Genomic DNA, 23,695 nt, shown 5'->3' with positions numbered 1-23,695 from the left:
CATGATGTTCGGCGATTCGTATTGCTACACGAGCGGCAAGGTCTTTGATCCGGGACTGCCGACGGTGGTCATGATCCATGGTGCGCAGAACGATCATTCGGTCTGGGCGCTGCAATCGCGCTACCTGGCGCATCATGGCTTTGGCGTGTTGGCGGTCGACTTGCCAGGCCATGGCCGCAGCCGTGGCGCCGCGCTGCGCAGCGTTGAGGAAATGGCCGCCTGGCTGCTTTCCCTGCTGGACGCTGCCGGCGTGGAAAAGGCCGCGCTGGTCGGGCACAGCATGGGCTCCCTGATCGCGCTGGAGGCCGCCCATCGCGCGCCACAGCGCATTACGCGACTGGCGCTGCTGGGGGCCACCTATCCCATGAAGGTTTCCGATGCGCTGCTGGGGGCTGCGCGCGAAGCCGAAGGCGACGCCATCGACATGGTCAACATCTGGTCGCACAGTTCGTACGCGCAGAAACCGTCCTGCCCCGGACCAGGCTTTTATGTCAGCGGAATGTCGAAGCGGCTGATGGAGCGCATTTCTGCCCAAGGCGAAGACCTGCTGTTCCACACTGATTTCACCGCTTGCAACAACTATGCGAACGGCGACTCGGCGGCAGCCAGTGTCAGCTGCCCGGTGCAGTTCATCTTTGGCAGCAAGGACATGATGACGCCCCCACGCAGCACCAAGGCCTTGCTGGCGGCGCTGCCGGGTGCGAAAACCGTGACGGTCGATGCCGGCCACCAGATGATGGCCGAGCAGCCGGATGCCGTGCTCGACGCGCTGCTGGCCTTCCTGCGCTGATCTCTGACCTCAGGCGGCGCCGAAGTGCGCCGCCAGTGTGCTGCCGAGCCCCGACTCCACTGCGGATTCGACCTGGCGCGCCAGGGTGGCGGCATCGCGGCTGGCCTGGCGGTCCGCTTCATCGTCCGAATCGGCCAGCACGCCGGCGTTGAGCGACATGCCGCCAAATACGAACAGGCGGTAGACGTCCGCCACCGTGATCTTGTGGACGTTGGCCAGCAGCACCCAGTTGTCCGCGCCTTCACTGACACGCTTGCCGAACTGCACGCGCGGCGGCGGCGCCATCTTCACCTTCGCCACCCAGCCGGGCACCAGCATCTTTTGCAGCAAAGAGTCCATTTCGTCGAAGCCAAGACGGGTGCGCCCCCGCATCTCGGCCGAGCTGACGGCGGCGTTATCACCCCGCTCGCGCGCCTCGTGCAGCACCTTCAGCACCGCCATGGCATCCACGAATTCGCCGCCCGGCACCGCCTCGTGCCACCAGCGCTCGTACTTCACCACCGGCAGCGCCGCGGTCAGCAAGGCCCCCAGCAGCGTGATCAGCCAGGAAACATAGATCCACAGCAGGAACAAGGGCAGCGCCGCCAGGGCGCCATAGATCTTCGAATAGGTTGGCGCCTGCGTAATGAAGATCGCAAAGCCGCGCTTGGCCAACTCAAAGGACACCGCCGCCAGCGCGCCGCCGCAAATCGCGTCGCGCCAGTCCACCATCCGGTTCGGCACCGTGATGTAGAGGAAGGTAAAGGCCAGGGTGGTCAGCAGGACCGACAGCAGCGTATAGAAAACCGGCCCGGTCACCGTACCAACCAGGCCGCTGGTGGCATCGAACAGGTGGGTCGACAGGCTGATCGACACGCCGATCAGCAAGGGGCCAAGGGTGATCAGCGCCCAGTACACCAGCACGCGCCGCACCAGGCGGCGTTCGGTCTTGACGCGCCAGATACGGTTGAAGGCGCGCTCGATCATGCTCATCATCGCGACGGAAGTGAGCACCAGGGTTACCGCGCCCACCGCCGACAGCCGCGTCGCCTTGGCCGCAAACGTCGTCAGGTAGCCCAGGATGGTGCTGGAAATCGCTTTGGGCATCACGCTCTTGATGAAATACGCTTCCAGCGCGGTGCGGAAGGTATTGAACATCGGGAATGTGGTGAAGATGGCCAGCGCGATCGTCAGGACCGGCACCAGCGCAAAAACGGTGGTAAATGTCAGGCCGCCAGCCACCTGGGGCAGGCTTTCCTCGCGCAGGCGGCGGCGCCCGAACTGGATCAGGTCATGCAGTTCGCCCCACGAGAGCGCACGCAGTTCAGCCACGCCTTTTGTGCAGGCGCGTGCTACGTTGGTATAGAGGGACTTAAAAACCATCAGTGAAGCTTATTAGTCATGCAACTTGTGTAAAGGGCCATATAATAGCAACGATGAACAGAACTAACCTCACAATTCTAATTTTGTATTATTCAAGGCACGGATCCGTGCGCAAGCTGGCGGAAATGATTGCCCAAGGCGTTGAATCCGTACCGGGCTGCGATGCCCGCCTGCGTACCGTGCCGGCCGTTTCCACCGTGACGGAAGCGACCGAGCCGGAAGTGCCGCTGGATGGCGCGCCGTATGTGGAATTGCAGGACCTGGAGCAGTGCGACGGCCTGGCGCTGGGCTCCCCCACCCGCTTCGGCAACATGGCAGCGGCCATGAAGTATTTTTGGGACGGGACGTCGGCGCAGTGGCTGTCCGGCACCCTGTCCGGCAAGCCGGCCTGCGTCTTCACCTCGACCGGCAGCCAGCACGGCGGCCAGGAGTCGACCTTGCTGACGATGATGGTGCCGTTGCTGCACCATGGGATGATGGTCATGGGCCTGCCCTACACCCATCCCGAACTGATGACGACGACCAGCGGCGGCTCGCCATACGGCGCCAGCCACTGGTCGGGACTGGACGGCAAGAAGCCGTTCACGGAAGATGAGAAACGCCTGGCGATCGCGATGGGTCGCCGGCTGGCCGAAGCGGCCATCAAGCTGCGGGGACGAAATGAATAGCACGAAGCATAAACTTTTCCATTGGGGCGCCATCGCCAGCCTGGCTTTGCTCATCATGTGGAGCGTGGCCTGGGAAATGTGGTTGTCTCCGTTGAAACCGGGCGGCTCCTGGCTGGTACTGAAGGCGGTACCGCTGCTGTTCCCGCTGCTGGGCGTTATCAAGCGCGATATCTATACGCTGCAGTGGACCTCGATGATGATCCTGATCTACTTCATCGAAGGCGTGGTGCGCGCTTACGGCGACAAGGTCACGCCATGGCTTGGCTGGGGCGAGGTTGCCATTGTCGTGGTGTACTTCCTGTGCGCCATCCTTTATGTGCAGCCCTATAAGAAGGCGGCCAGGCAGGCCGCCCGCGAATTGCTGGAAAAGGTCAACACCAGCAAGACCAAGTAAACATGGATAATTCCGCTTTCCTGGGCGCTTGCCGCGCCCTGCTCGGCGACGCGCACGTCATTTCCGGCGAAGCGGATATGGCGCCCTTTCTGCGCGACTGGCGCGGACGTTTCACCGGCCGCGCGCTGGCCGTGCTGCGGCCTGCCGATACCGAACAAGTCGCCGCCACGGTCAAGCTGTGCGTGGCAGCGCGCATTCCGATCGTGCCGCAAGGCGGCAACACGGGACTGGTACTGGGCAGCGTGCCCGATGCCAGCGGAAGCGCCGTGGTGCTGTCGCTCGCGCGCATGCAGAAGGTGCGCCAGGTCGACGCGGTCAACCGCACCATGACAGTCGATGCCGGAGTGATCCTGCAACGAGCTCAGGAAGCAGCGGCCGAACAAGGCTGCCTGTTCCCGCTCTCGCTGGCGGCGGAAGGCAGTTGCACCATTGGCGGCAACCTCTCCACCAATGCCGGCGGCACCGGCGTGCTCCGCTACGGCAATACGCGTGAACTCTGCCTGGGGCTGGAAGTCGTCACGCCGCAGGGCGAGGTCTGGTCCGGCCTGCGCGGCCTGCGCAAGGACAATACCGGCTACGACCTGCGCGACCTGTTCATCGGCGCCGAAGGCACGCTGGGCATCATTACCGGCGCAGTGCTCAAGCTATACCCGCAACCCAAGGCTTCGGTCACGGCGCTGGCGGCGATGGAATCGCCGGCGGCCGCACTGCGGCTGCTGTCGGTCATGCAGGACCATTGCGGCGCGAGCCTGACCGGCTTCGAGCTGATGTCGGCCTTTTGCATGCGCCTGGTGGCCAAGCATTTCCCGGCGCTGCCGCAGCCGCTGGCCGACGGACATGCGCAATACGCCTTGCTGGAACTGTCCAGCAGCGAATCGGAGGCCCATGCGGCGGCGCTGCTCGAGCGCGCACTTGGCGCGGCGCTTGGCGAAGGCGCGGTGCAGGATGCGGTGGTTGCCAGCTCCGCAGCGCAATCGCGCGGGCTGTGGGACCTGCGCGAGCATATTCCGCTGGCCCAGGCAGCCGACGGCAAGAACATCAAGCATGATATTTCGCTGCCGGTTTCCTCGATTGCCGACTTCATCGCAGGCACGGAACCGCAGTTGCAGGCCGCATTCCCCGGTTGCCAGCTGGTGTGCTTCGGCCACCTGGGCGATGGCAACCTGCATTTCAACGTCGCGCCGCCGGCTGGCGTGGCGAACGAAGACTTCCTGCACAGCCAGGAGGCGGTCAACCGCGTCGTGCACGATGCCGTGGCAGCCTATGGCGGCTCGATTTCGGCCGAGCACGGGATTGGCGCCTTGAAGCGTGACGAACTGGCGCGCTACAAGTCGCCGGTAGAGTTGAACCTGATGCGGGCCATCAAGGCCGCATTGGATCCTTTGGGCCTGATGAATCCAGGGAAAGTCCTATGAAACTCCTGCCCTTGCTGCTGTTGGCGACGGTGCTGCCCGCAGGCGCGCAAGCCCTGCACAAGTGCACCGTCGATGGAAAAGTAAGCTACTCGCAGCAGCCATGCGAGAAAGGCGTCGCCAGCACGATCGCCGTGCCGTCGGCGCCGGCGCCCGATCCCGCTGCCGCAGCGGACCTGAAGCGCCAGGAACGCGAAGCCGAGAAAATGGCCAGCCAGCGCCGCAAAAAGGAAGCGCGCGAAGAGCGTGAAAGCCTGGCCGAGGCACGGGCCGTGGCCAGCCATAACAAGAAATGCAAGAAACTCCAGATGCAGCACAAATGGGCGGAGGAAGATGCGCGCGGCGCCACACTCCAGAACACCGAACGCGCCAGGCTGAAAGCGAAACGCGCCGCAGACATGTACCACCTGGAATGCGGCGGCTGACGCGCTGGCTGGCCATTGGCGAATGGCGCGCGCACCCGGTGCGGGCGCTGACCGCTATTGCAGCGATTGCAATCGGGGTGGCGCTGGGGTTTGCCATCCACCTCGTCAACGCCGCTGCGCTGAACGAATTCACTACCGCTGTCCACAGTTTGTCGGGCCAGGCAGATATCCAGGTCAGCGGGACCGAAGCCACATTCGATGAGGCGGCCTACCCGATCCTCGCCCTTCTGCCGGAAGTGGCTGTCGCCTCTCCGGTGCTTGAATTCGACGCTTCCTTGCCCGGTGCGCGGCAAGCGCTGAAAATTATCGGCCTTGACGTGTTCCGGGCGGGCTTTATCACGCCGGACCTGATCGGCGCACCCGACGAAGAACTGCCCTACGACACGCTGGCTGACGACGCGATCTTCCTGTCGCCCGCGGCCATGAATTGGCTGCAATCGCGGCCCGGCGGCGAACTTCGGCTCCAGGCAGGCAGCCAGGTCGCCGTGCTGCGCGTCGCCGGTTCGCTGCAACGTGCGCGCGTGGGGCAGCGTTTTGCGGTCATGGATATTGCCGCGGCGCAGTGGCATTTCCAGCGGCTGGGCAAGTTGTCGCGCGTCGATTTGAAGTTGCGCGATGGCGTCGATCGCGGCGCATTCGAACGCTCGCTGTCCGCACGGCTGGAACGCGAGTTCCCGGGCCGCTTCCGGGTAGGGCAACCGAATGATGCGGAGCAGGAAAGCCGCAATGCGAATTTGAGCCGGGCCTATCGCGTCAACCTGAGTGTGCTGGCGCTGGTCGCCTTGTTCACCGGCGCCTTCCTCGTATTTTCGTCGCAGGCCTTGTCGGTGCTGCGGCGTCGCAGCGAGTTTGCGCTGCTGCGGGTATTGGGGCTGGAACGCCGGCAGTTGATCCGCCAGGTGCTGCTGGAAGGCGCTCTGCTGGGCAGCATCGGTTCGGCGCTCGGCGTGGCTGGCGGCTATGCGCTGGCCGCTGCCGTGCTGCGGCTGTTTGGCGGAGACCTTGGAGCGGGCTACTTTGCCGGCGTCCAGCCAAGCGTGCAGTGGGCTCCGGTTGCGGCGCTGGCCTACTTCGGGCTGGGACTGGGCGTGGCCTTGCTTGGCGGCCTGGCGCCAGCCTTCGACGCGGCGCGCGCGCGGCCTGCCGTGGCGCTCAAGGCCGGCACGGACGAAACTGCGCTGCGGCCGCTGTCGCGTCCCTGGCCCGGACTGGCCTGCCTTGGCGCAGCCGGCGCCATGACCTTCGCGCCGCCGGTACTGGAGTTGCCGGTCTTTGGCTACCTGTCGATCGCCCTGCTTCTCATTGGCGCCATTGCCCTGATGCCGCGGCTGTCCGGCATTGCCTTCGCCGCACTCTCCCGCCATGCGGCATCCAGCCGCGCGGCCCCGCGCCCGACCGCCAGCCCGGCAGCGGCAAGTCCCGTGTTCGCACTGGCGCTGGCCCGGCTTGCCAATGCATCGGGCCAGGCCGGCATAGCACTGGGTGGGGTGCTGGCGAGTTTCAGCCTGATGGTGGCGATGGCCATCATGGTAGCGAGCTTCCGTACCTCGGTGGATGAATGGGTGCTGCGCATCCTGCCGGCCGACGTGTACGCACGCAGCGCATCGGCCGGCGCCACCGGCGGCCTCTCGCCCGCCGAGCAGGATGCGTTGCGCGCCGTTCCCGGCATCGCCCGCATCGAATTCCTGCGCGTACGCTCGGTCTCCCTGGCGCCCGACCGTGCCAACGTTGCCGTGCTGGCGCGCGATGTCGACCCGGCCGATCCTGATCGCGCAATGGTCCTCGTCGAGGGGACGGCTCATGCGGCGACCGCGCTGCCGCCGGCCTGGGTCTCGGAAGCCATGTCCGACCTGTACGGCCTGCGCCCCGGCGCCACGCTGCGCCTGCCGCTGCAGGGCAAGCCGCGCGAGTTCCACGTCGCCGGCGTCTGGCGCGACTACGCCCGCGCCGGAGGCGCCGTCATCGTGCGCCGCGCCGATTACATTGCCATGACCGGCGACCGCGACGCCGGCGACGCCGCCATCTGGCTGGCCAAGAACGCCAGCGCAGCCCAGGTGCAGCAAAACATCCGCAAGCTGCCCTTCGGCGAACTGGTCGAAACCAGCGTTCCCGCCGAGATCCGCAACCTGACGCTGAAAATCTTCGACCGCAGCTTCGCAGTGACCTATCTGCTGGAAGCGATCGCCATCGTCATCGGCCTGTTTGGCGTCGCCGCCACCTTCTCGGCCCAGATGCTGGCACGGGCCCGCGAGTTCGGCATGCTGCGCCATGTTGGCGTCACGCGCGGCCAGGTGCTGGGCATCCTCGCGCTGGAAGGCGCCGCCCTGACCACCCTCGGCATCCTGGCCGGCTTCGCCCTTGGCTGGGTCATCAGCCTGGTGCTGGTCCACGTCATCAACCCGCAATCTTTCCACTGGACGATGCAGATGCACTATCCCTGGCCGCTGCTGGCCACCGTCGCCCTGGCCCTGCTGCTGTCGTCGGCAGCAACTGCGCTCATCGCAGGCCGGCAAGCCCTGTCCGGCGGTCCAATCCGCGCCGTGAGGGAGGACTGGTGATGCGCGCCCTGCTTTGCCTCCTGCTCGCGCTGGCTGTCATCCTGCCGTTGAAGGCAGCCGACTTCACGCCGGTCACGCCTGGCGTCCAGCTCCAGTTCCCGCGCGACTTCGGCGCCCACCCCGGCTTCAAGACCGAATGGTGGTACGCCACCGGCTGGCTCGGCACCGCCGACGGCCGCCAGCTCGGCTACCAGGTGACGTTTTTCCGCAGCAGCACCGGTCATGGCCGCGACAACCCCAGCCAGTTCGCGCCGAAAGACATCATCGTCGCCCACGTCGCGCTATCCGACCCGGCGCAAGGCAAGCTGCTGCACGACCAGCGCACTGCGCGCGCGGGCTTCGGCCTGGCCGGCGCATCCACCGAGGACACCAGCGTGCACCTGGATGGCTGGCGCATGGAGCGCGCCGAAGATGGCACTTATCAGATCGACATCGAAGCCGCGGCCTTCGCGCTGGCGCTGAAGCTGCAGCCGACCCAACCCGTCCTGCTGCAAGGCGACGCCGGCTTTTCCCGCAAAGGCCCCAGGCCGGAACAGGCAAGTTACTACTATAGCAAGCCGCAACTGGGCACCAGCGGCACCCTCACCCGCCGCGGAGCCGCGCCACAGGCCGTGCAAGGCATCACCTGGCTCGATCACGAATGGTCAAGCCAGGTGCTCGATCCCGCAGCCGCCGGTTGGGACTGGGCCGGCATCAACCTCGATGATGGCGGCGCCCTGATGGCATTCCAGATCAGGGACCGCCAAGGTGGTAAACTGTGGGCCCACGCGACATGGCGCGATGCATCCGGTAAGATCACGCACTATTCGCAGGACCAGGTCAGTTTTACTCCGCAGCAGCGATGGAAATCGCCGCATACGCAAGCCGAGTATCCCGTCGCCACCCTGATATCCACCGGCCCCGAACAGTGGCAGGTCAGTCCTTTGCAGCAGGACCAGGAACTCGATTCGCGCCGCTCGACCGGCGCGGTGTATTGGGAGGGCGCGGTGACCGTCACGCGCGGCGGCAAACCGGCGGGGCGCGGCTACCTGGAGTTGACGGGCTATGTCCGTCCGATGAAACTTTGAACAAGAACGTAGAATACGCAATGAGCACCACCGACAACGGCCAGCCTGAAGCCCGAGAACTCAAGAAAGGCAGCCTGGCCGCCTTCAAGGGCCTGCTGCCCTTCCTCAAGCCGTACCGCAACCGTTTTATCATCGCAGGCATTGCGCTGGTGGTCGCCGCCGGTTCCACGCTGGCGATTCCCTACGCCTTCAAGCAGATGATCGACCTGGGCTTCGGCGCCAATGCCGGCGTGCGCAGCGCAACCCACGTTAACGAAGTGTTCCTGGCCCTGTTCGCAGTCGCCACGGTGCTGGCGTTGGCGACGGCGGCGCGCTTCTACAGCGTGTCCTGGCTCGGCGAACGCGTCACCGCCGACATCCGCAACGCCGTGTATTCCCACGTGGTGCAGCAAAGCCCCGAATTCTTCGAAACCACCAAGACCGGCGAAGTATTGTCGCGCCTGACCACCGACACCACCCTGATCCAGAGCGTCGTCGGCACCAGCATTTCGATGGCCTTGCGGAATGTGCTGCTCTTCCTCGGCGGCCTGGTGATGCTGTTTATTACCAGCCCCAAGCTGTCCTCCATCATCATCGGCCTGCTGGTGCTGACCGTGCTGCCGATCGTGATGTTTGGCCGCCGCGTGCGCAAGCTGTCGCGCGACTCCCAGGACCGCGTGGCCGATGCTTCGGCCATGGCCGGCGAAATTCTGAATGCCATGCCGACCGTGCAAGCCTTTACCCATGAAGGGCTGGAAGCGAAGCGCTTTGGCGGCTCCGTCGAAGGTGCGTTCAGCACCGCCATGCGCCGCATCCAGGCTCGTGCTTTCCTGACCATGCTGGCGATCGTGCTGGTATTCGGCACCATCGTTTTCGTGCTGTGGCTGGGCGCCCATGCGGTGCTGGAGGGGACCATGACGGGCGGCGACCTGGGCCAGTTCATCCTGTACGCCTCCATCGTCGCAGGCGCGATCGGCGCGCTGTCAGAGGTCATGGGAGAAGCCCAGCGCGCGGCCGGGGCGACCGAGCGCCTGCTCGAATTGCTGGCCGTGCGCTCCGACATCCAGAACCCGGCGCAAGCACAAGCCCTGCCGCCGCGCGCCGCCAATGGCGCGGCCCTGAGCTTGTCCGAGGTATCGTTCAGCTATCCTTCGCGCCCCGACACGCTGGCGCTGGACCACGTGACGCTCGATATCAAGCCGGGCGAAACCGTTGCCGTGGTTGGCCCCTCCGGCGCCGGCAAGACCACCCTGTTCCAGATGCTGCTGCGATTCTACGATCCGCAATCGGGCGCGATCCGCCTGGACGGCACCGACATCCGCCTGCTGGACCTGCATACCCTGCGCGGCGCCATCGGCATCGTTCCACAGGATACGGTGATTTTCTCGGCCGACGCGATGGAAAACATCCGCTATGGCCGTGCCGATGCAACCGACCAGGAAGTGATCCAGGCCGCACGCCTGGCTGCCGCCCACGAATTTATCGAACGCCTGCCTAACGGCTACAAGTCCTTCCTGGGCGAGCGCGGCGTGCGCCTGTCCGGCGGCCAACGCCAGCGCATTGCAATTGCCCGCGCCCTGCTGAAAAACCCGCCGCTGCTGCTGCTCGACGAAGCCACCAGCGCCCTGGATGCCGAATCCGAACGCCTGGTGCAGGGCGCCCTCGAGGCAGCCATGGTGGGCCGCACCACGATCATCATTGCGCACCGCCTGGCCACCGTGCAGCGCGCCGACCGCATCATCGTCATGGAAGACGGCAAGATCGTCGAAACCGGCACCCACCAGTCGCTGGTGGCGCTGGGCGGCATCTACGCCAACCTGGCGGCGCTGCAGTTCCACCATGTCCACGTGACCCATTGAGGCGCGACGTGAGCGACGCCGAACTGCGCCAGGGTTGCCGCACCATCCTGCCAGGCCATCGCCAGCCTTCGCCGGCGCAGGTCTTTGGCGCCATGTCCGCCTGGTGCGAAGCCAACGGCATCGCCCATGACGTGTATGGCGAGGGTGAACTGATCCAGTCTTTCGAGCAGAAAGTCGCCGAGCTGCTGGGCTTCGAGGCCGCGGCCTTCTGCATCACCGGCACCATGACCCAGGTCACGGCACTGCGCCTGGCCTGCATGGAGCGCGGCAGCCGCCTGGTGGGCCTGCACCCGACAGCGCACATCTTCAAGCATGAACGCAGCAACCACCAGCTGCTGGACCACTTCCAGGCCATCCAGCTGGGCGACCTGCACCGCCCCTTCACGCTCGCAGATTTGCAGGCCGTGCCCGACCGGCTGGCAGCCGTGGCGCTCGAACTGCCGGCGCGTGAACTGGGCGGCCAGTCGCCGCGCTGGGACGAGCTGGCGGCGATCAAGTCCCACTGCCGCGAACATGGCATCCACTTGCACATGGATGGTGCGCGCCTGTGGGAGGCTGCTGCCGGCTACGGCCGAGCGCCGGCCGAGGTGGCGGCGGGCTTCGATAGCGTCTACGTTTCGCTTTACAAGGGCATCGGCGGCCTGGGCGGCGCCATGCTGCTGGGCAGCCGTGACTTCATCGCCCGTGCGCAGGAATGGTTCCGCCGCCAGGGCGGCAACGTGATCCACCGCACGCCCTACGTGGTCAGCGCTGCCATGGAGTTCGATGCACGGCTGGCGGCCATGCCCGAATATTTCCGCCGTACACAATGGCTGTACGACACCTTGCGCGACTACCCCCGGCTGCGCGCCAATCCTGCGCGGCCGCATGCGAACATGTTGCATATCCATGTGCCGGTCGAGCGCGACCGCCTGCTGCAGATCCGCAACGAGATCGCTGCGCAGCATGGCGTGTGGCTGCTCAACCGCGCAGCCCACGCGCAACTGTCCGGCGCCAGCTATACCGAATGGTATGTCGGCGATAACCTGCTTGCACTATCGGACGAACAAGTCCGCCAAGCCCTCACTTTATGGAGCGACGCGCTATGAGTTTTGCTTCGCTGGACCTGATTGACGGGCTCCTTCGCACACTCGATTCGATCGGCTACAAAACGCCGACGCCAATTCAGAAACAAGCCATTCCCGCAATCCTGGCCGGCCGCGACCTGCTGGCCGCCGCACAAACCGGTACCGGCAAGACCGCCGCTTTCGCCCTGCCCCTGCTGCAGCGCCTGGCCATGGAAGGCGACCAGGCCGCCCCCAACCACGCGCGCTGCCTGGTGCTGGTTCCGACGCGCGAACTGGCCGACCAGGTGTACCAGAGCTTCCATACCTACGGCTTCAACTTGCCGCTGCGTTCCGCTGTCGCCTATGGCGGCGTGCCGATGGAGCCGCAGCTGGCAAAACTGCGCAAGGGACTGGATGTGCTGGTGGCCACGCCCGGCCGCCTGCTCGACCTCCATCGCAAAGGTGCGTTGGAGTTCGGCCAGTTGACCGCCCTGGTGCTGGACGAAGCCGACCGCATGCTGGACCTGGGCTTTGCAGCCGACCTGGGTTTGCTGTTTGCCGCACTCCCGGCCGAGCACCAGACCCTGCTGTTCTCGGCCACCATGCCGGAATCAATCCGGGCGATGGCCAGGCAGTTGCTGCGCGACCCGCTCACCGTCCAGGCCAGCGCGCCTAACACGGCAGCGCGCACCGTGCGCCAGCTGGTGTTCACCACCGACAAGCGCAGCAAGCCGGAGCTGTTCGTGCACCTGCTGCGCAAGGAGGGCTGGGGCCAGGTCCTGGTCTTCGTCAAGACACGCAAGGGTGTCGAGCAGTTGCTTGGCCTGTTGCAGGGCCAAGGCATCCCGGCCGATTCAATCCATGGCGACAAGCCGCAGCCGGCACGCATCAAGGCGCTGAAGCGCTTCAAGGCCAACGATGTGCAGATCCTGGTGGCGACCGACGTTGCAGCCCGGGGCCTGGATATCGAAGCCCTGCCGCTGGTGGTCAATTTCGACCTGCCGACCGTGGCCGAGGATTATGTCCACCGCATCGGCCGCACCGGCCGTGCCGGCGCCGAGGGTGAGGCAGTGTCGCTCGTTTGCGCCGACGAAGTCGAACTGCTGCGTGCAATCGAAAAGCTGACAGGCGCGGTCTTGCCGCGTCAGGAAGAAGCGGGCTTCGAGGCGGACCATCGCGTGCCTTCGACCGGAACGCCGAGCGCGCCCGCATCACGGACCGCCGGCGCCAGCCCTGCCCGCGGCGCAAACAGGCCGGCCAAAGGAACGGCAACCGGCACCGCGCAGCGAGCGGCCGCGAAGCAGCAGCCGGCCCGCGATGACACCCCTCGTCCGGCAGGCGGTTTCGGCGGGCTGAAAGAAGAACTGCCGCCAAAGGAAAAAGAACGCTCGCGCGGACCAATCTATGGCGCACGCGCCAGAAGCCCCGGCGCCGGCAGGGGCGCTAGCGGAAACCGCGGCGGCGCTGGCGCCGTGGGCCCGAGTGGCGGCGGCAAAGTCGTGGTGACCGCCACGCGCGGCGCCAAATCGGCAGCACGCGCCGCCGGCCGCGCAGCTTCCAAGCCCGGCGGCCGCGGCAACAAACGATAAACGGAGAATCGCATGAAGCAGTACAAGGAATTGATCAGCACCGTGCTGGAACAAGGAAGCTGGCAGGACAACCGCACCGGCATCCGCACCCTCAGCGTGCCGGGCGCGATGATGCGCTTTGACATGAACGACGGCTTCCCTGCCGTGACGACCAAGAAGCTGGCCTTCAAATCGGTGGTTGGCGAGCTGTGCGCCTTCCTGCGCGCCTCGCGCAGCGCGGCCGACTTCCGCGCCCTGGGCTGCAAGGTGTGGGACCAGAACGCCAATGAAAACGCCCAATGGCTGGCCAACCCGCACCGTGCCGGCACTGACGACCTGGGCCCGGTGTACGGCGTGCAGTGGCGCCAGTGGCCGGGCTACAAGGTGCTGGACGCCACCGCTGCCGCGCAGATTGCGGACGCAGAACGCAACGGCTTCCGCCAGGTCGCCCCGCTGGACGAAGACGGCGTGCAGAAAGTGTTGATGTACAAGGCCATCGACCAGTTGCGCGAATGCCTGGACACCATCGTCAACAACCCCTCCAGCCGCCGCATCCTGTTCCACGGCTGGAACCCGGCCGTGCTGGACCAGGTGGCGCTGCCGGCCTGCCACCTGCTGTACCAGTTCATCCCGAACGCCACGACGCGCGAGATCTCCCTGTGCCTGTACGTGCGCAGCAACGATATCGGCCTGGGCACGCCCTTCAATATCGCAGAAGGCGCCGCCCTGCTGCACCTGGTGGCCCGCCTGACCGGCTACCAGCCGCGCTGGTTCAGCTACTTTATCGGCGATGCGCACATTTACGAGAACCACATGGACATGGTGCAGGAGCAGTTGAAGCGCGAGCCGCTGCCGCTGCCGCGACTGCACATCAATAGCCGCGTACCCGCTTTCGCCGAGACCGGCAAGTACGAACCGGAGTGGCTGGAGAAGATCGAGCCTTCCGACTTCACGCTGGAAGGCTACCAGCACCACGCGCCGCTGACGGCGCCGATGGCCGTTTAAGCCGGTTCGTCCTGGGGCACGATGCTGCCCCACCAGCGGTTGGCAACGGCTTCGCCGTCCCTCTCCAGCAAGAACTGGTAGCCGCGTTGTGCGGCTTCCTCCAGCAGGCGCGGCTCATTCAGCGCGGCCTCGCGCAGGTGGTCGACGCCACGGCGGTCGCCTTCGGCCACCAGCACGCGTCCATACATCAGCGAGGCGCGCGGATACGGGCCGCCGCCGCGCTTCATCAATTCGACCAGCGCCGGCTTGGCGGACGCGGTGTCTTCGAAGTCCAGCTTCAACGACGCCAGCTCCAGCAAATCCTGCACCGAAAGTTTCGACAGCGGCGATGCCGACAGCTCGCCGATGCGGACACGGGAATTCTGCACCTGGCGGAAGCGGTGAACCCAGCCGCGCGAATTGACGTCCCACCAATCCTGGTCCAGCTCCGCTTCCAGTTTCTTGCCGACGCCGGAGGCCAGCATCACGTCCGCAGCGCAGGTATCGACCGGCGGCGGCAGGACCGGCGCCATCTCGATGGCATCGAGCCGCTCGCGCAGGCAGGGATGGGTGTCGTCAAGATCCGAACGCGTGGCCCAGGCGGCATCCAGCGCCTTCCTGGTGGCCCATTCGTCGTAGTTGGCCTTGATCGCCAGGCGCATGGAGGAGAACGGCATGAACGGCGGACGCTCCAGCCGATCCGCGTTCTCGTACATGCTGGGCCAGAAGTCGCGGGCAATCCAGTCGCCGAGCAGGCGGGCGCGTACCAGCATCTGGGAAGTCGCCGTGTGGCCTGCCATGTCGACGGCGATCTGGTCGGCCTCGTATTCGTCCTGGCGCGACAGGACGAAGGTATAGGCGCTGTAATAAGGGAAGAAGCGCTTCAGGGCGCGCACGATCGCCGCGCTCACGACATTGTCGTCCGCACTGCTCTCCAGGTGCTGGTACATGGCGACGAACAGGCGGCGCTGGCGATAGATCCTGGTGGACCCTTTGGCGTGGTCGCCGCACAGGTGGCCGTATTCGTGGGCCAGCACGGCCAGCATTTCCTTCGGCGTAGAGCCGAGCAGGAACGGCAGGCCAACCAGCAGGTAGTTGCGGTAGCCCCCGAAAATGCCGAATCGGGCATGCTGCACGATCGCCGCATTGTATTCGTCTGTAATCAGCACGTGCTCGATACGCGGGCCTTTCAGCTTGCCGTACAGCTTTTCGAGGATATCGAACAGCTTGGGCGCTTCATCGCGCACCAGTTCACGCCCGGTCGGCGGGTCCAGCCGCATGAGCATCACGCGCAGGATGACAAAGATCAGGGAAAGGAGGAACAGGCCGGCCAGGCCAGCCTTGATCATCGCAAAGGCACGGTGCGACTCGATTGCCCATTGCACCAGCATGGCGAATAACGCAAGCAGCCCGGCCAGCAACCCGAACAGGGTTGCATAGGCGGCCAGGCTGATGGCAAATACCTTGCGGCGGAAGGCTTCCGGGCTGGAATTTGAATCCAGCTCCAGCCGTCGGACTAAGTGCTCAAACGCTTTGTATTCCAATCATGCTCCTTCATTAAAACTCTTCCCAGTCTCCTACCTCGCTATTGGCAACCTTGCGCGATGCGGCTCCCTTGCCGTCGCGCTGCACCGGCTTGGCCTTGGCTGGCAATGCAGGCTTGGTGCGTACTGCCTGGATCACGGCGCGGGCCTGCACGGCGGCAGGATGCTCGCGGCGCTCGCTGTCGATCTGGAACACGCTGACAACTTTCGACAGGCTGTTGGCCTGGTCTTGCAGGGCCGTCGACGCCGAAGCTGCCTCTTCCACCAGCGCCACGTTCTGCTGGGTGATTGTATCCATCTCGGTGATGGCCTGGTGGATTTGTTCCAGGCCGGCAGTTTGTTCCTGCGTAGCACTGGTAATTTCCCCCATGATATCAGTCACGCGCTGAATGCTCGACACGATTTCCTTCATTGTGTGCCCGGCCTGGTTGACCAGCTTGGCGCCACTTTCCACTTTGCCAACAGAATCGTCGATCAACTGCTTGATTTCCTTGGCGGCGGCGGCCGAACGCTGCGCCAGGTTGCGCACCTCGCTGGCAACCACCGCGAAGCCGCGGCCCTGCTCGCCGGCCCGGGCAGCTTCCACGGCCGCATTCAGGGCCAGGATATTGGTCTGGAATGCGATACCGTCGATGACCGCGATGATGTCCACGATCTTGTTGGACGACTCGTTGATCGAGCCCATGGTCGCCACCACCTGTTCAACCACTTCCCCGCCCTTGGTCGCCACCGATGATGCCGAAACGGCAAGCTGGTTGGCCTGGCGCGCATTGTCGGCGTTCTGGCGCACGGTGCTGGTCAGTTCTTCCATCGAGGAGGCGGTTTCCTCCAGCGAGGCGGCCTGTTCGCCGGTGCGGTCGGACAAGTCCATATTGCCGGCCGCGATCTGCGCCGACGCGCTGGAGATCGTGTCGCTGCCGCCGCGTACTTCGGCCACGATGGCGGCCAGGTTGTCGCGCATCTTGTCCAGGGCGCGCAGCAATTCGCCGAATTCATTGTCCGCATGCTTGGTGGCCTGGCCTTTCAGGTCGCCATCGGCGACGCGGTGCGCCACGTCCATGGCTTCCGCCAGCGGTTCGGAAATCGCCTTCAGCAGCACCAGGCCGGCGAACACGCTCAACGCCAGGCCGCCGGCCAGGACCACGGTGACGGTGGTGCTGTTGCGGCTCAGGCCGGCCGCGACCGCGGCGGCATCGGCCTCGATGCGCTTGTCGGCGTGCTCGGACAGCGCTTTCAGTGCGCCGTCGCCAAGGCGGTAGGACGGGTTGAGTTTCTTGATCAGCACCGTTTCCGCATCGTCCCAGCGCCCTTCCTTGACGGCGGCGGTGGCGGCGCGGACGTGCTCAACGCCCAGGCCGTCGCTCTTGGCGAACCAGTCTTCGGCCAGCTTGCGCTCCTCCGGCAACTTGATGCTGGCCAGGTAGCCTTCCCAGCGCTTGTTCACGCGCGCCGTGACTTCGTCGACGATGTTGAAGTGGTTGGTCAGCGGGTGGTCATGCAGCTTGCTCCAGGCCAGTTCGGGATTGTGCTGCAAGGCCTGCAGGATCTGGCTGCGGCCCGTTTCCATGTCCAGGCGAATAGCGTTGCGCTCCGCGATGTTCTTCTGGTTGGAAACCGTCACGTCTTTCACCAGTCCGACCGAGCGCTCCGCGCTCAGGATTCCGAGGCCGCCAATAATCGCCAGCAGGCCAATCAGCAAACCCAGCACACCAACCAGCAGGGTCTTGATCTTGAAATTATTGAACATCGCTCACTCCTTTACCAAACATTTGAAAAACTGATGCAAACGGCCACGCAACTCCGAGACTTCCTCGAACTCGATGTAGGTGATATCCACCAGGTCGTCGAGTTCGCGCAGCAGCGTGGTCTTGATCGGCGCGCCTTTCCACACCAGGAACAGGATAGGCGTTCGGCGGCCCTTGAATATGTGATAGCTCAACTCGAACGCACTGCTTTCGCTCATTCCGACGCGGATGTTGACCATGACGTCCGCCTGGTCCAGCAATGCAAGCCGGTGGCGGCGGAAATTCTGCGGCGTGAAAGGCAGGCCCTGCTTGCGCTCGAACGAGGAGCGGAAGGTTTCCGCGCTCTCGGCCTGCAAGCCGGTGAGGTAGTCGAAGACGTGCGGCAGGCCGTTGGCGCTGTCGATCATCTGCATGATTTCACCGATCATGCGCTGCTGGCGTTCGTCCGATTCCGTGAAGGGCTGGCGGATGAAGACTTTCAGCGGCTCCACGCCGACGCTGCGCTGGCGCGATTGCGCACGGCGCTCCGGCATCTGCCAGGCGGCCGCCGCCAAGTCCGCGGCGCCCGGCACGGGACGCGGCGCGGGCGGCGGCACCTCGCGCCGTTCGCTGCCGCCCATGGCATGCAGCTCCTGCAGCGAACGCACGGCGGTGTTGCCGGCGTGCTTGCGCGCTTCCGCCGCTGCCTCGGCCGCCGCAATGGTGGTAAACATCACCGTGCCGGAGGCCAGCGCCGCAGTGCGCAGGCTGCGCGTGGCCGCAATGGCGATGCGCTTCTCGTCCACCGTGACCACGGCCATGGCGATCTCGCGCAGGGCCAGCAGGCCAAGCAGGGTCTCGTCCTCGATGGTGTTGACGGGCACCTCGCCTGCTTCCAGCACTGCGGCAGTCACCTCGCTGGCGCACAGCTGGTAGCCGGCATCGGCCAGCTCGCGGGCCAAGGCGACAGCGCGCGCCTGGTCGGCCTTGCGCACGCGCATATAGACATAGCCCGCCAGCGGGATGCGCACGCCGGCGCCCAGTTCAGCCTTCAGGAAAGCCTCGCCGAAGGTGGTTCCGGTCCCCATCACTTCGCCGGTGGATTTCATTTCCGGCCCAAGGATGGTGTCAACGCCCGGGAATTTCGCAAATGGCAATACAGACTCCTTGACACTGTAATAAGGCGGAATCACTTCCGCGGTAACGCCCTGCTCGGCGAGCGAACGGCCGGCCATGCAGCGCGCTGCAACCTTGGCCAGCTGCACGCCGGTCGCCTTCGATACAAACGGTACGGTGCGCGAAGCGCGCGGATTCACTTCCAGCACGAAGATCCGGTCCAGCATGCGGCCGTCGGCTTTCTGTCGCTGCACCGCGAACTGCACGTTCATCAGGCCGACCACGTTCAGGCCGCGCGCCAGGCGCACGGTCTGGCGCTTGATCTCGGCCACGGTGGCCTCGGACAGCGAATAAGGCGGCAGGCTGCAGGCCGAATCGCCCGAATGGATGCCCGCCTGTTCGACGTGTTCCATCACGCCGCCGATCACCACGTCGGCGCCGTCGCTGACGCAGTCCACGTCCACCTCGATGGCATCGTTCAGGAAGCGGTCCAGCAGCACCGGCGAGTCGTGCGAGACCTTGACCGCCTCGCGCATATAGCGCTCCAGGTCGGCCCGTTCGTGCACGATTTCCATGGCGCGGCCGCCCAGCACGTACGATGGGCGCACCACCAGCGGGTAGCCGATCTCCTCGGCCATGGCCACGGCTTGCTGCTCGTTGCGGGCGGTGCGGTTCGAAGGCTGGCGCAGGTCCAGCTCGAACAACAGTTTCTGGAAGCGTTCGCGGTCCTCGGCGGCGTCGATCATGTCGGGCGAGGTGCCGATGATCGGCACGCCGTTCGCCTCCAGCGCCAGGGCCAGCTTGAGCGGGGTCTGGCCGCCGTACTGCACGATCACGCCTTCGGGCTTTTCGATGGCGACGATTTCCAGCACGTCCTCCAGCGTCAACGATTCGAAATACAGGCGGTCGGAGGTGTCGTAATCGGTCGACACGGTTTCCGGGTTGCAGTTCACCATGATGGTCTCGTAGCCATCCTCGCGCATCGCCAGCGCGGCATGCACGCAGCAGTAATCGAATTCGATGCCCTGGCCGATCCGGTTCGGGCCCCCGCCCAGCACCATGATCTTGCGAGCGCCGGTCGGCTGGGCCTCGCATTCCTCGTCGTAGGTCGAATACATATAGGCGGTGCGGGTCGCGAACTCGCCGGCGCAGGTGTCGACGCGCTTGTACACCGGACGGATGCCCTGGGCGTGGCGCTGCTTGCGCACCGCGTCTTCATGCACGCCCAGCAGGTGCGCCAGGCGGCGGTCGCTGAAGCCTTGCTGTTTCAGGCGGCGCAGCACGTCGCGGTCGAAACCGCCGAGCTGCTGGGAAGCCACCCATTCCTCGACTTCCACCAGGTCATGGATCTGGGCCAGGAACCACGGGTCAATATGGGAAAGGCGGTTCACCTCCGCCAGCGACATGCCTTGCGCGAAAGCTTCGCCGACGTACCAGATGCGTTGCGGGCCCGGCAGGCGCAGTTCCTGTTCGATCACGTCGCGGCCGGTGGCGATGCGCTGCAGGCCGTCCACGCCGATGTCCAGGCCGCGCAGCGCCTTCTGGAACGATTCCTGGAAGGTGCGCCCCATGGCCATCACTTCGCCCACGGACTTCATCTGCGTGGTCAGGCGGTCATTGGCGCCGGCGAATTTCTCGAAGGCGAAGCGCGGGATCTTGGTGACCACGTAGTCGATCGCAGGTTCGAATGAAGCCGGGGTGGCGCCGCCGGTGATATCGTTTTGCAGCTCGTCCAGCGTAAAGCCCACCGCCAGCTTGGCGGCCACGCGGGCGATCGGGAAGCCGGTGGCCTTGGAAGCGAGCGCCGAGGAGCGCGACACGCGCGGGTTCATCTCGATCACGATCATGCGCCCGTCTTGCGGGTTGACCGCGAACTGCACGTTCGATCCGCCGGTATCGACGCCGATCTCGCGCAGCACGTTCAGCGACGCGTCGCGCATGATCTGGTATTCCTTGTCGGTCAGGGTCTGCGCCGGGGCTACGGTGATCGAATCGCCGGTATGCACGCCCATCGGGTCCAGGTTCTCGATCGGGCAGACGATGATGCAGTTGTCCTTGCGGTCGCGCACCACTTCCATCTCGAACTCCTTCCAGCCGATCAGCGATTCCTCGATCAGCAGTTCGGACGTCGGCGACAGCTCCAGGCCGCGCAGGCAGATGGCGGTGAATTCATCGGCATTGCGGGCGATGCCGCCGCCGCTGCCGCCCATGGTGAAGGACGGACGGATAATTACCGGGAAGCCGAGGCGTTCCTGCGCCTGCCAGGCTTCGGCCATGGTGTGGGCGATGCCGGAACGCGCCGACTGCAGGCCGATGCGCTCCATGGCTGCCTTGAACTTGGCGCGGTCCTCCGCGCGGTCGATGGCTTCCGGCGTGGCGCCGATCAGCTCCACGTTGAAGCTTTCCAGGACGCCGTGGCGATGCAGGTCCAGCGCGCAATTCAGCGCGGTCTGGCCGCCCATGGTAGGCAGCACGGCTTGCGGGCGCTCTTTCTCGATGATGCGTGCCACGGTTTCCCAGGTGATCGGCTCGATATAGGTCACGTCGGCCATGCCCGGGTCGGTCATGATGGTGGCCGGATTGCTGTTGACCAGCACCACTTCATAGCCTTCCTCGCGCAGGGCCTTGCAAGCCTGAGCGCCGGAATAATCGAATTCGCATGCCTGGCCGATCACGATCGGGCCGGCGCCAATGATCAGGATGCGCTTGATGTCGGTACGCTTAGCCATGGCGTGCGCCCTCCATCATGCTCACGAAACGGTCGAACAGCGGCGCCAGGTCGTGCGGCCCGGGCGACGCCTCGGGGTGGCCCTGGAAGCAGAACGCCGGCTTGTCGGTGCGGCGGAAGCCTTGCAACGAACCGTCGAACAGGGAAATATGCGTGACTGCGCAGTTATTCGGCAGCGAATCGGGATCGACGGCAAAGCCGTGGTTCTGGGAAGTGATCATTACGCGACCGGTTTCGATATCCTGTACGGGGTGGTTGGCGCCGTGGTGGCCGAATTTCATTTTCATGGTGCGGGCGCCGGAAGCGAGCGCCATGATCTGGTGCCCAAGGCAGATGCCGAAGGTCGGCACGCCGCGCTCGATCAGTTCGCGCGTGGCTTCAATCGCGTAATCGCAGGGTTGCGGGTCGCCCGGCCCGTTCGACAGGAAGATGCCGTCCGGGTTCAGTGCCAGCGCGGCGGCGGCGCCGGCTTTCGCGGGCAGCACCGTGACGCGGCAGCCGCGCTGGGCCAGCATGCGCAGGATATTCGCCTTCACGCCGAAGTCGTAGGCGACCACGTGGCAGCGCGGCTGCATCTGGCGGCCGTGGCCCTGGCCCAGCATCCATTCGGTCTCGGTCCATTCATAAGGGGCGGCGGTGCTGACGGTTTGCGCCAGGTCCATGCCCGACAGGCCCGGAAATTCGCGCGCCAGGCGCAGCGCTTCCTCCGCCGCGCCGCCGGCGATGATGGCGCCGGACTGGGCGCCCTTCTCGCGCAGGATGCGGGTCAGCTTGCGGGTATCGATGCCTGCAATCGCCACCACGCCCTGCTCCGTCAACCAACTCGACAGGTCCTGCTCGCTGCGGAAGTTCGAGGCCATGAAAGGCAGGTCCTTCACCACCAGGCCGGCCGCATGGATCAACGGCGCTTCGCCGTCTTCACGGTTGACGCCCGTGTTGCCGATATGCGGATAGGTCAGCGTGACAATCTGGCGGCTGTAGCTTGGGTCGCTCAGGATTTCCTGGTACCCGCTCATGGCGGTATTGAATACGACTTCGCCGGCTGTCGACGCGTTGGCACCGATCGAGATGCCTTCGAACAGGGTGCCATCAGCCAATGCGAGAATAGCGCGCCCGGCATTCCCATTGGGATGCTTGAGTGGGTGTTTCATCAGGGGTTCTCCTGGGGTCCATATCGTTATAAAACCAATAAACAGAATTACTCAGCAGTAATTCCTAGCGCGCTGGAAGCTACGATACGCCGGCACACCCCCGCCAAAACTATCCAAATTTCACAAGGCCCTGTTCGGGCGCGAAAATAAATTGCGGTGGCGCAATTCCGCAACGTGACCGAAGTGCAAAGTGCTCCGATATATAATGTCGGCCATGACAAAATTGACCATCATCGTTGCCACTGACTCCAGCAATGGCATAGGTATCAACAACACTCTTCCATGGCACTTGCCGGAAGACCTGGCGCACTTCAAGCGCCTCACTTCCGGCCATCCGATTATCATGGGCCGCAAGACCTTCGATTCGATCGGCCGGCCTTTGCCCAACCGCCGCAATATCGTCATCAGCCGCAATGCCGATTGGCGGCACGAGGGCGTGGAACGCGTCGGCTCGCTGGAAGAAGCGCAGGCCCTGGTCGCCGGCGCCGACGAGGCTTTCGTGATCGGCGGCGCGCAGGTCTACCAGCAAGCCTTGCCGCTGGTTGACAGGCTTGTCATCACCCGCATCGGCCGCAGCTACGAGTGCGACGCCTTCTTCCCCGCGCTGGCTGCCGGCCAATGGCGGGAAGTGGCGCGCGAGGATCACGTTTCGGCAGCCGGGCTGCCTTATTCATTCATTAGCTTTAGCAGGAACTAAACATGTCCGGACACGGTTTCCACGTCCACGGCCCGCACGACCACGCCGTGGAACACGCAGCACACAGCAACGACAAATTCTCCGGCAATATCGCCGTGACGACGGCTATCCTGGCCACCGTGGGCGCCATCTTCGGCTACCAGGGCGGGGCCACGCAGAACGATGCCGCCCTGTTCAAGAACAATGCGGCCATCGCCAAGACCGAAGCGTCCAACCGCTGGAACTACTACCAGGCCAAGTCGTCCAAGCAGAACCTGGCCGAACTGGCCATGACCCTGCCGAACGTCGATCCGAAGCGTTACGAAGCGGAAGTGGCGCGCTACAAGGAAGAAAAGTCGGCAATCAAGAAAGATGCCGAGGAGTGGGAAGCCAAGTCGGCCGAATGGGACCATAAATCCGACCATGCCCTGCACAAGCACCACCAATGGGCGCTGGCTACCACGGCTGAACAAATTGCTATTGCGCTGGCCGCAATCACCCTGCTGACCAACCGTAAATGGCTGATGTATGCCACCTACGGCGTGGCCGCGGTAGGCCTTGGCCTCGGCGTGCTGGCAATGCTGTAAAAAAATCCACCACCGGGGAATGTTTTCTGCGATACTCCCGGTCTTATTTTTTTGAGG

Annotated in this window: 18 protein-coding genes; 13 read left to right on the top strand and 5 right to left on the bottom strand. The window is 64.9% G+C overall.

Annotated elements, in window-relative coordinates; genetic code table 11:
* Window position 1 precedes the first annotated feature (1 nt).
* Window positions 2-790, top strand: coding sequence for an alpha/beta fold hydrolase (locus tag ACN9MW_RS15865; RefSeq protein ID WP_426172215.1), 789 nt, complete (start codon window positions 2-4; stop codon window positions 788-790).
* Between the two features lie 9 nt (window positions 791-799).
* On the opposite strand, the gene ACN9MW_RS15860 is transcribed toward ACN9MW_RS15865, so the two are convergent.
* A complete protein-coding gene (locus ACN9MW_RS15860) occupies window positions 800-2,152 on the bottom strand; it encodes a YihY family inner membrane protein (protein WP_426161412.1) in 1,353 nt (450 codons plus the stop codon).
* A 53-nt stretch (window positions 2,153-2,205) separates the two neighbouring features.
* On the opposite strand from ACN9MW_RS15860, the gene wrbA reads away from it, so the two are divergent.
* Genes wrbA through ACN9MW_RS15810 form a run of 10 tightly spaced genes read left to right on the top strand, consistent with a single transcriptional unit; the run spans window position 2,206 to window position 14,133 of the window.
* A complete protein-coding gene (wrbA, locus tag ACN9MW_RS15855; protein ID WP_426161411.1) occupies window positions 2,206-2,820 on the top strand; it encodes an NAD(P)H:quinone oxidoreductase in 615 nt (204 codons plus the stop codon).
* Window positions 2,813-3,214, top strand: a complete 402-nt coding sequence (locus ACN9MW_RS15850) for a DUF2069 domain-containing protein (protein ID WP_426161410.1) — start codon at window positions 2,813-2,815, stop codon at window positions 3,212-3,214. Before wrbA ends, ACN9MW_RS15850 begins: the two co-directional genes overlap by 8 nt.
* 2 nt (window positions 3,215-3,216) lie before the next feature.
* On the top strand, window positions 3,217-4,629 hold the full coding sequence (locus ACN9MW_RS15845) for an FAD-binding oxidoreductase (protein ID WP_426161409.1): 1,413 nt from the start codon (window positions 3,217-3,219) through the stop codon (window positions 4,627-4,629).
* Complete coding sequence (locus ACN9MW_RS15840; RefSeq protein WP_426161408.1) at window positions 4,626-5,051, top strand: DUF4124 domain-containing protein; 426 nt, start codon at window positions 4,626-4,628, stop codon at window positions 5,049-5,051. The genes ACN9MW_RS15845 and ACN9MW_RS15840 overlap by 4 nt, the downstream gene beginning before the upstream one ends.
* A complete protein-coding gene (locus ACN9MW_RS15835) occupies window positions 5,039-7,609 on the top strand; it encodes an FtsX-like permease family protein (RefSeq protein ID WP_426161407.1) in 2,571 nt (856 codons plus the stop codon). Before ACN9MW_RS15840 ends, ACN9MW_RS15835 begins: the two co-directional genes overlap by 13 nt.
* Complete coding sequence (locus ACN9MW_RS15830) at window positions 7,609-8,676, top strand: lipocalin-like domain-containing protein (RefSeq protein WP_426161406.1); 1,068 nt, start codon at window positions 7,609-7,611, stop codon at window positions 8,674-8,676. Before ACN9MW_RS15835 ends, ACN9MW_RS15830 begins: the two co-directional genes overlap by 1 nt.
* Window positions 8,677-8,696: 20 nt before the next feature.
* A complete protein-coding gene (locus tag ACN9MW_RS15825) occupies window positions 8,697-10,514 on the top strand; it encodes an ABC transporter transmembrane domain-containing protein (RefSeq protein WP_426161405.1) in 1,818 nt (605 codons plus the stop codon).
* Window positions 10,515-10,522: 8 nt separating this feature from the next.
* Entirely contained in the window at window positions 10,523-11,602 is a 1,080-nt protein-coding gene (locus ACN9MW_RS15820; RefSeq protein ID WP_426161404.1) for a threonine aldolase family protein, read from the top strand.
* On the top strand, window positions 11,599-13,149 hold the full coding sequence (locus ACN9MW_RS15815; RefSeq protein WP_426161403.1) for a DEAD/DEAH box helicase: 1,551 nt from the start codon (window positions 11,599-11,601) through the stop codon (window positions 13,147-13,149). Before ACN9MW_RS15820 ends, ACN9MW_RS15815 begins: the two co-directional genes overlap by 4 nt.
* Window positions 13,150-13,161: 12 nt before the next feature.
* Window positions 13,162-14,133: a thymidylate synthase gene (locus tag ACN9MW_RS15810; RefSeq protein WP_426161402.1), complete on the top strand. Its 972-nt coding sequence runs from the start codon at window positions 13,162-13,164 to the stop codon at window positions 14,131-14,133.
* On the opposite strand, the gene ACN9MW_RS15805 is transcribed toward ACN9MW_RS15810, so the two are convergent.
* From ACN9MW_RS15805 to carA, 4 genes are read right to left on the bottom strand one after another with little or no spacing between them, the layout of a single operon-like run.
* Entirely contained in the window at window positions 14,130-15,656 is a 1,527-nt protein-coding gene (locus ACN9MW_RS15805; RefSeq protein WP_426161401.1) for a M48 family metallopeptidase, read from the bottom strand. The two genes, ACN9MW_RS15810 and ACN9MW_RS15805, sit on opposite strands and share 4 nt — an antisense overlap.
* Window positions 15,657-15,669: 13 nt before the next feature.
* Entirely contained in the window at window positions 15,670-17,403 is a 1,734-nt protein-coding gene (locus ACN9MW_RS15800) for a methyl-accepting chemotaxis protein (RefSeq protein ID WP_426161400.1), read from the bottom strand.
* 3 nt (window positions 17,404-17,406) lie between these two features.
* Window positions 17,407-21,225, bottom strand: a complete 3,819-nt coding sequence (carB, locus tag ACN9MW_RS15795) for a carbamoyl-phosphate synthase large subunit (protein WP_426161399.1) — start codon at window positions 21,223-21,225, stop codon at window positions 17,407-17,409.
* Window positions 21,218-22,375 carry a glutamine-hydrolyzing carbamoyl-phosphate synthase small subunit gene (carA, locus tag ACN9MW_RS15790; RefSeq protein ID WP_426161398.1) on the bottom strand — a complete coding sequence of 386 codons (1,158 nt, stop codon included), beginning with the start codon at window positions 22,373-22,375 and terminating at the stop codon, window positions 21,218-21,220. Before carA ends, carB begins: the two co-directional genes overlap by 8 nt.
* A 214-nt stretch (window positions 22,376-22,589) precedes the next feature.
* On the opposite strand from carA, the gene ACN9MW_RS15785 reads away from it, so the two are divergent.
* Window positions 22,590-23,072, top strand: a complete 483-nt coding sequence (locus tag ACN9MW_RS15785; RefSeq protein WP_426161397.1) for a dihydrofolate reductase — start codon at window positions 22,590-22,592, stop codon at window positions 23,070-23,072.
* 2 nt (window positions 23,073-23,074) lie between these two features.
* A complete protein-coding gene (locus ACN9MW_RS15780; RefSeq protein WP_426161396.1) occupies window positions 23,075-23,638 on the top strand; it encodes a DUF4337 domain-containing protein in 564 nt (187 codons plus the stop codon).
* The last annotated feature ends 57 nt before the right edge of the window (window positions 23,639-23,695 follow it).

It is taken from the genome of Pseudoduganella sp. R-34, from assembly GCF_049904655.1.
In the GTDB taxonomy this organism is placed as follows: Bacteria; Pseudomonadota; Gammaproteobacteria; order Burkholderiales; family Burkholderiaceae_D; genus Rugamonas.
This window is presented reverse-complemented; position numbering and strand designations above follow the sequence as displayed.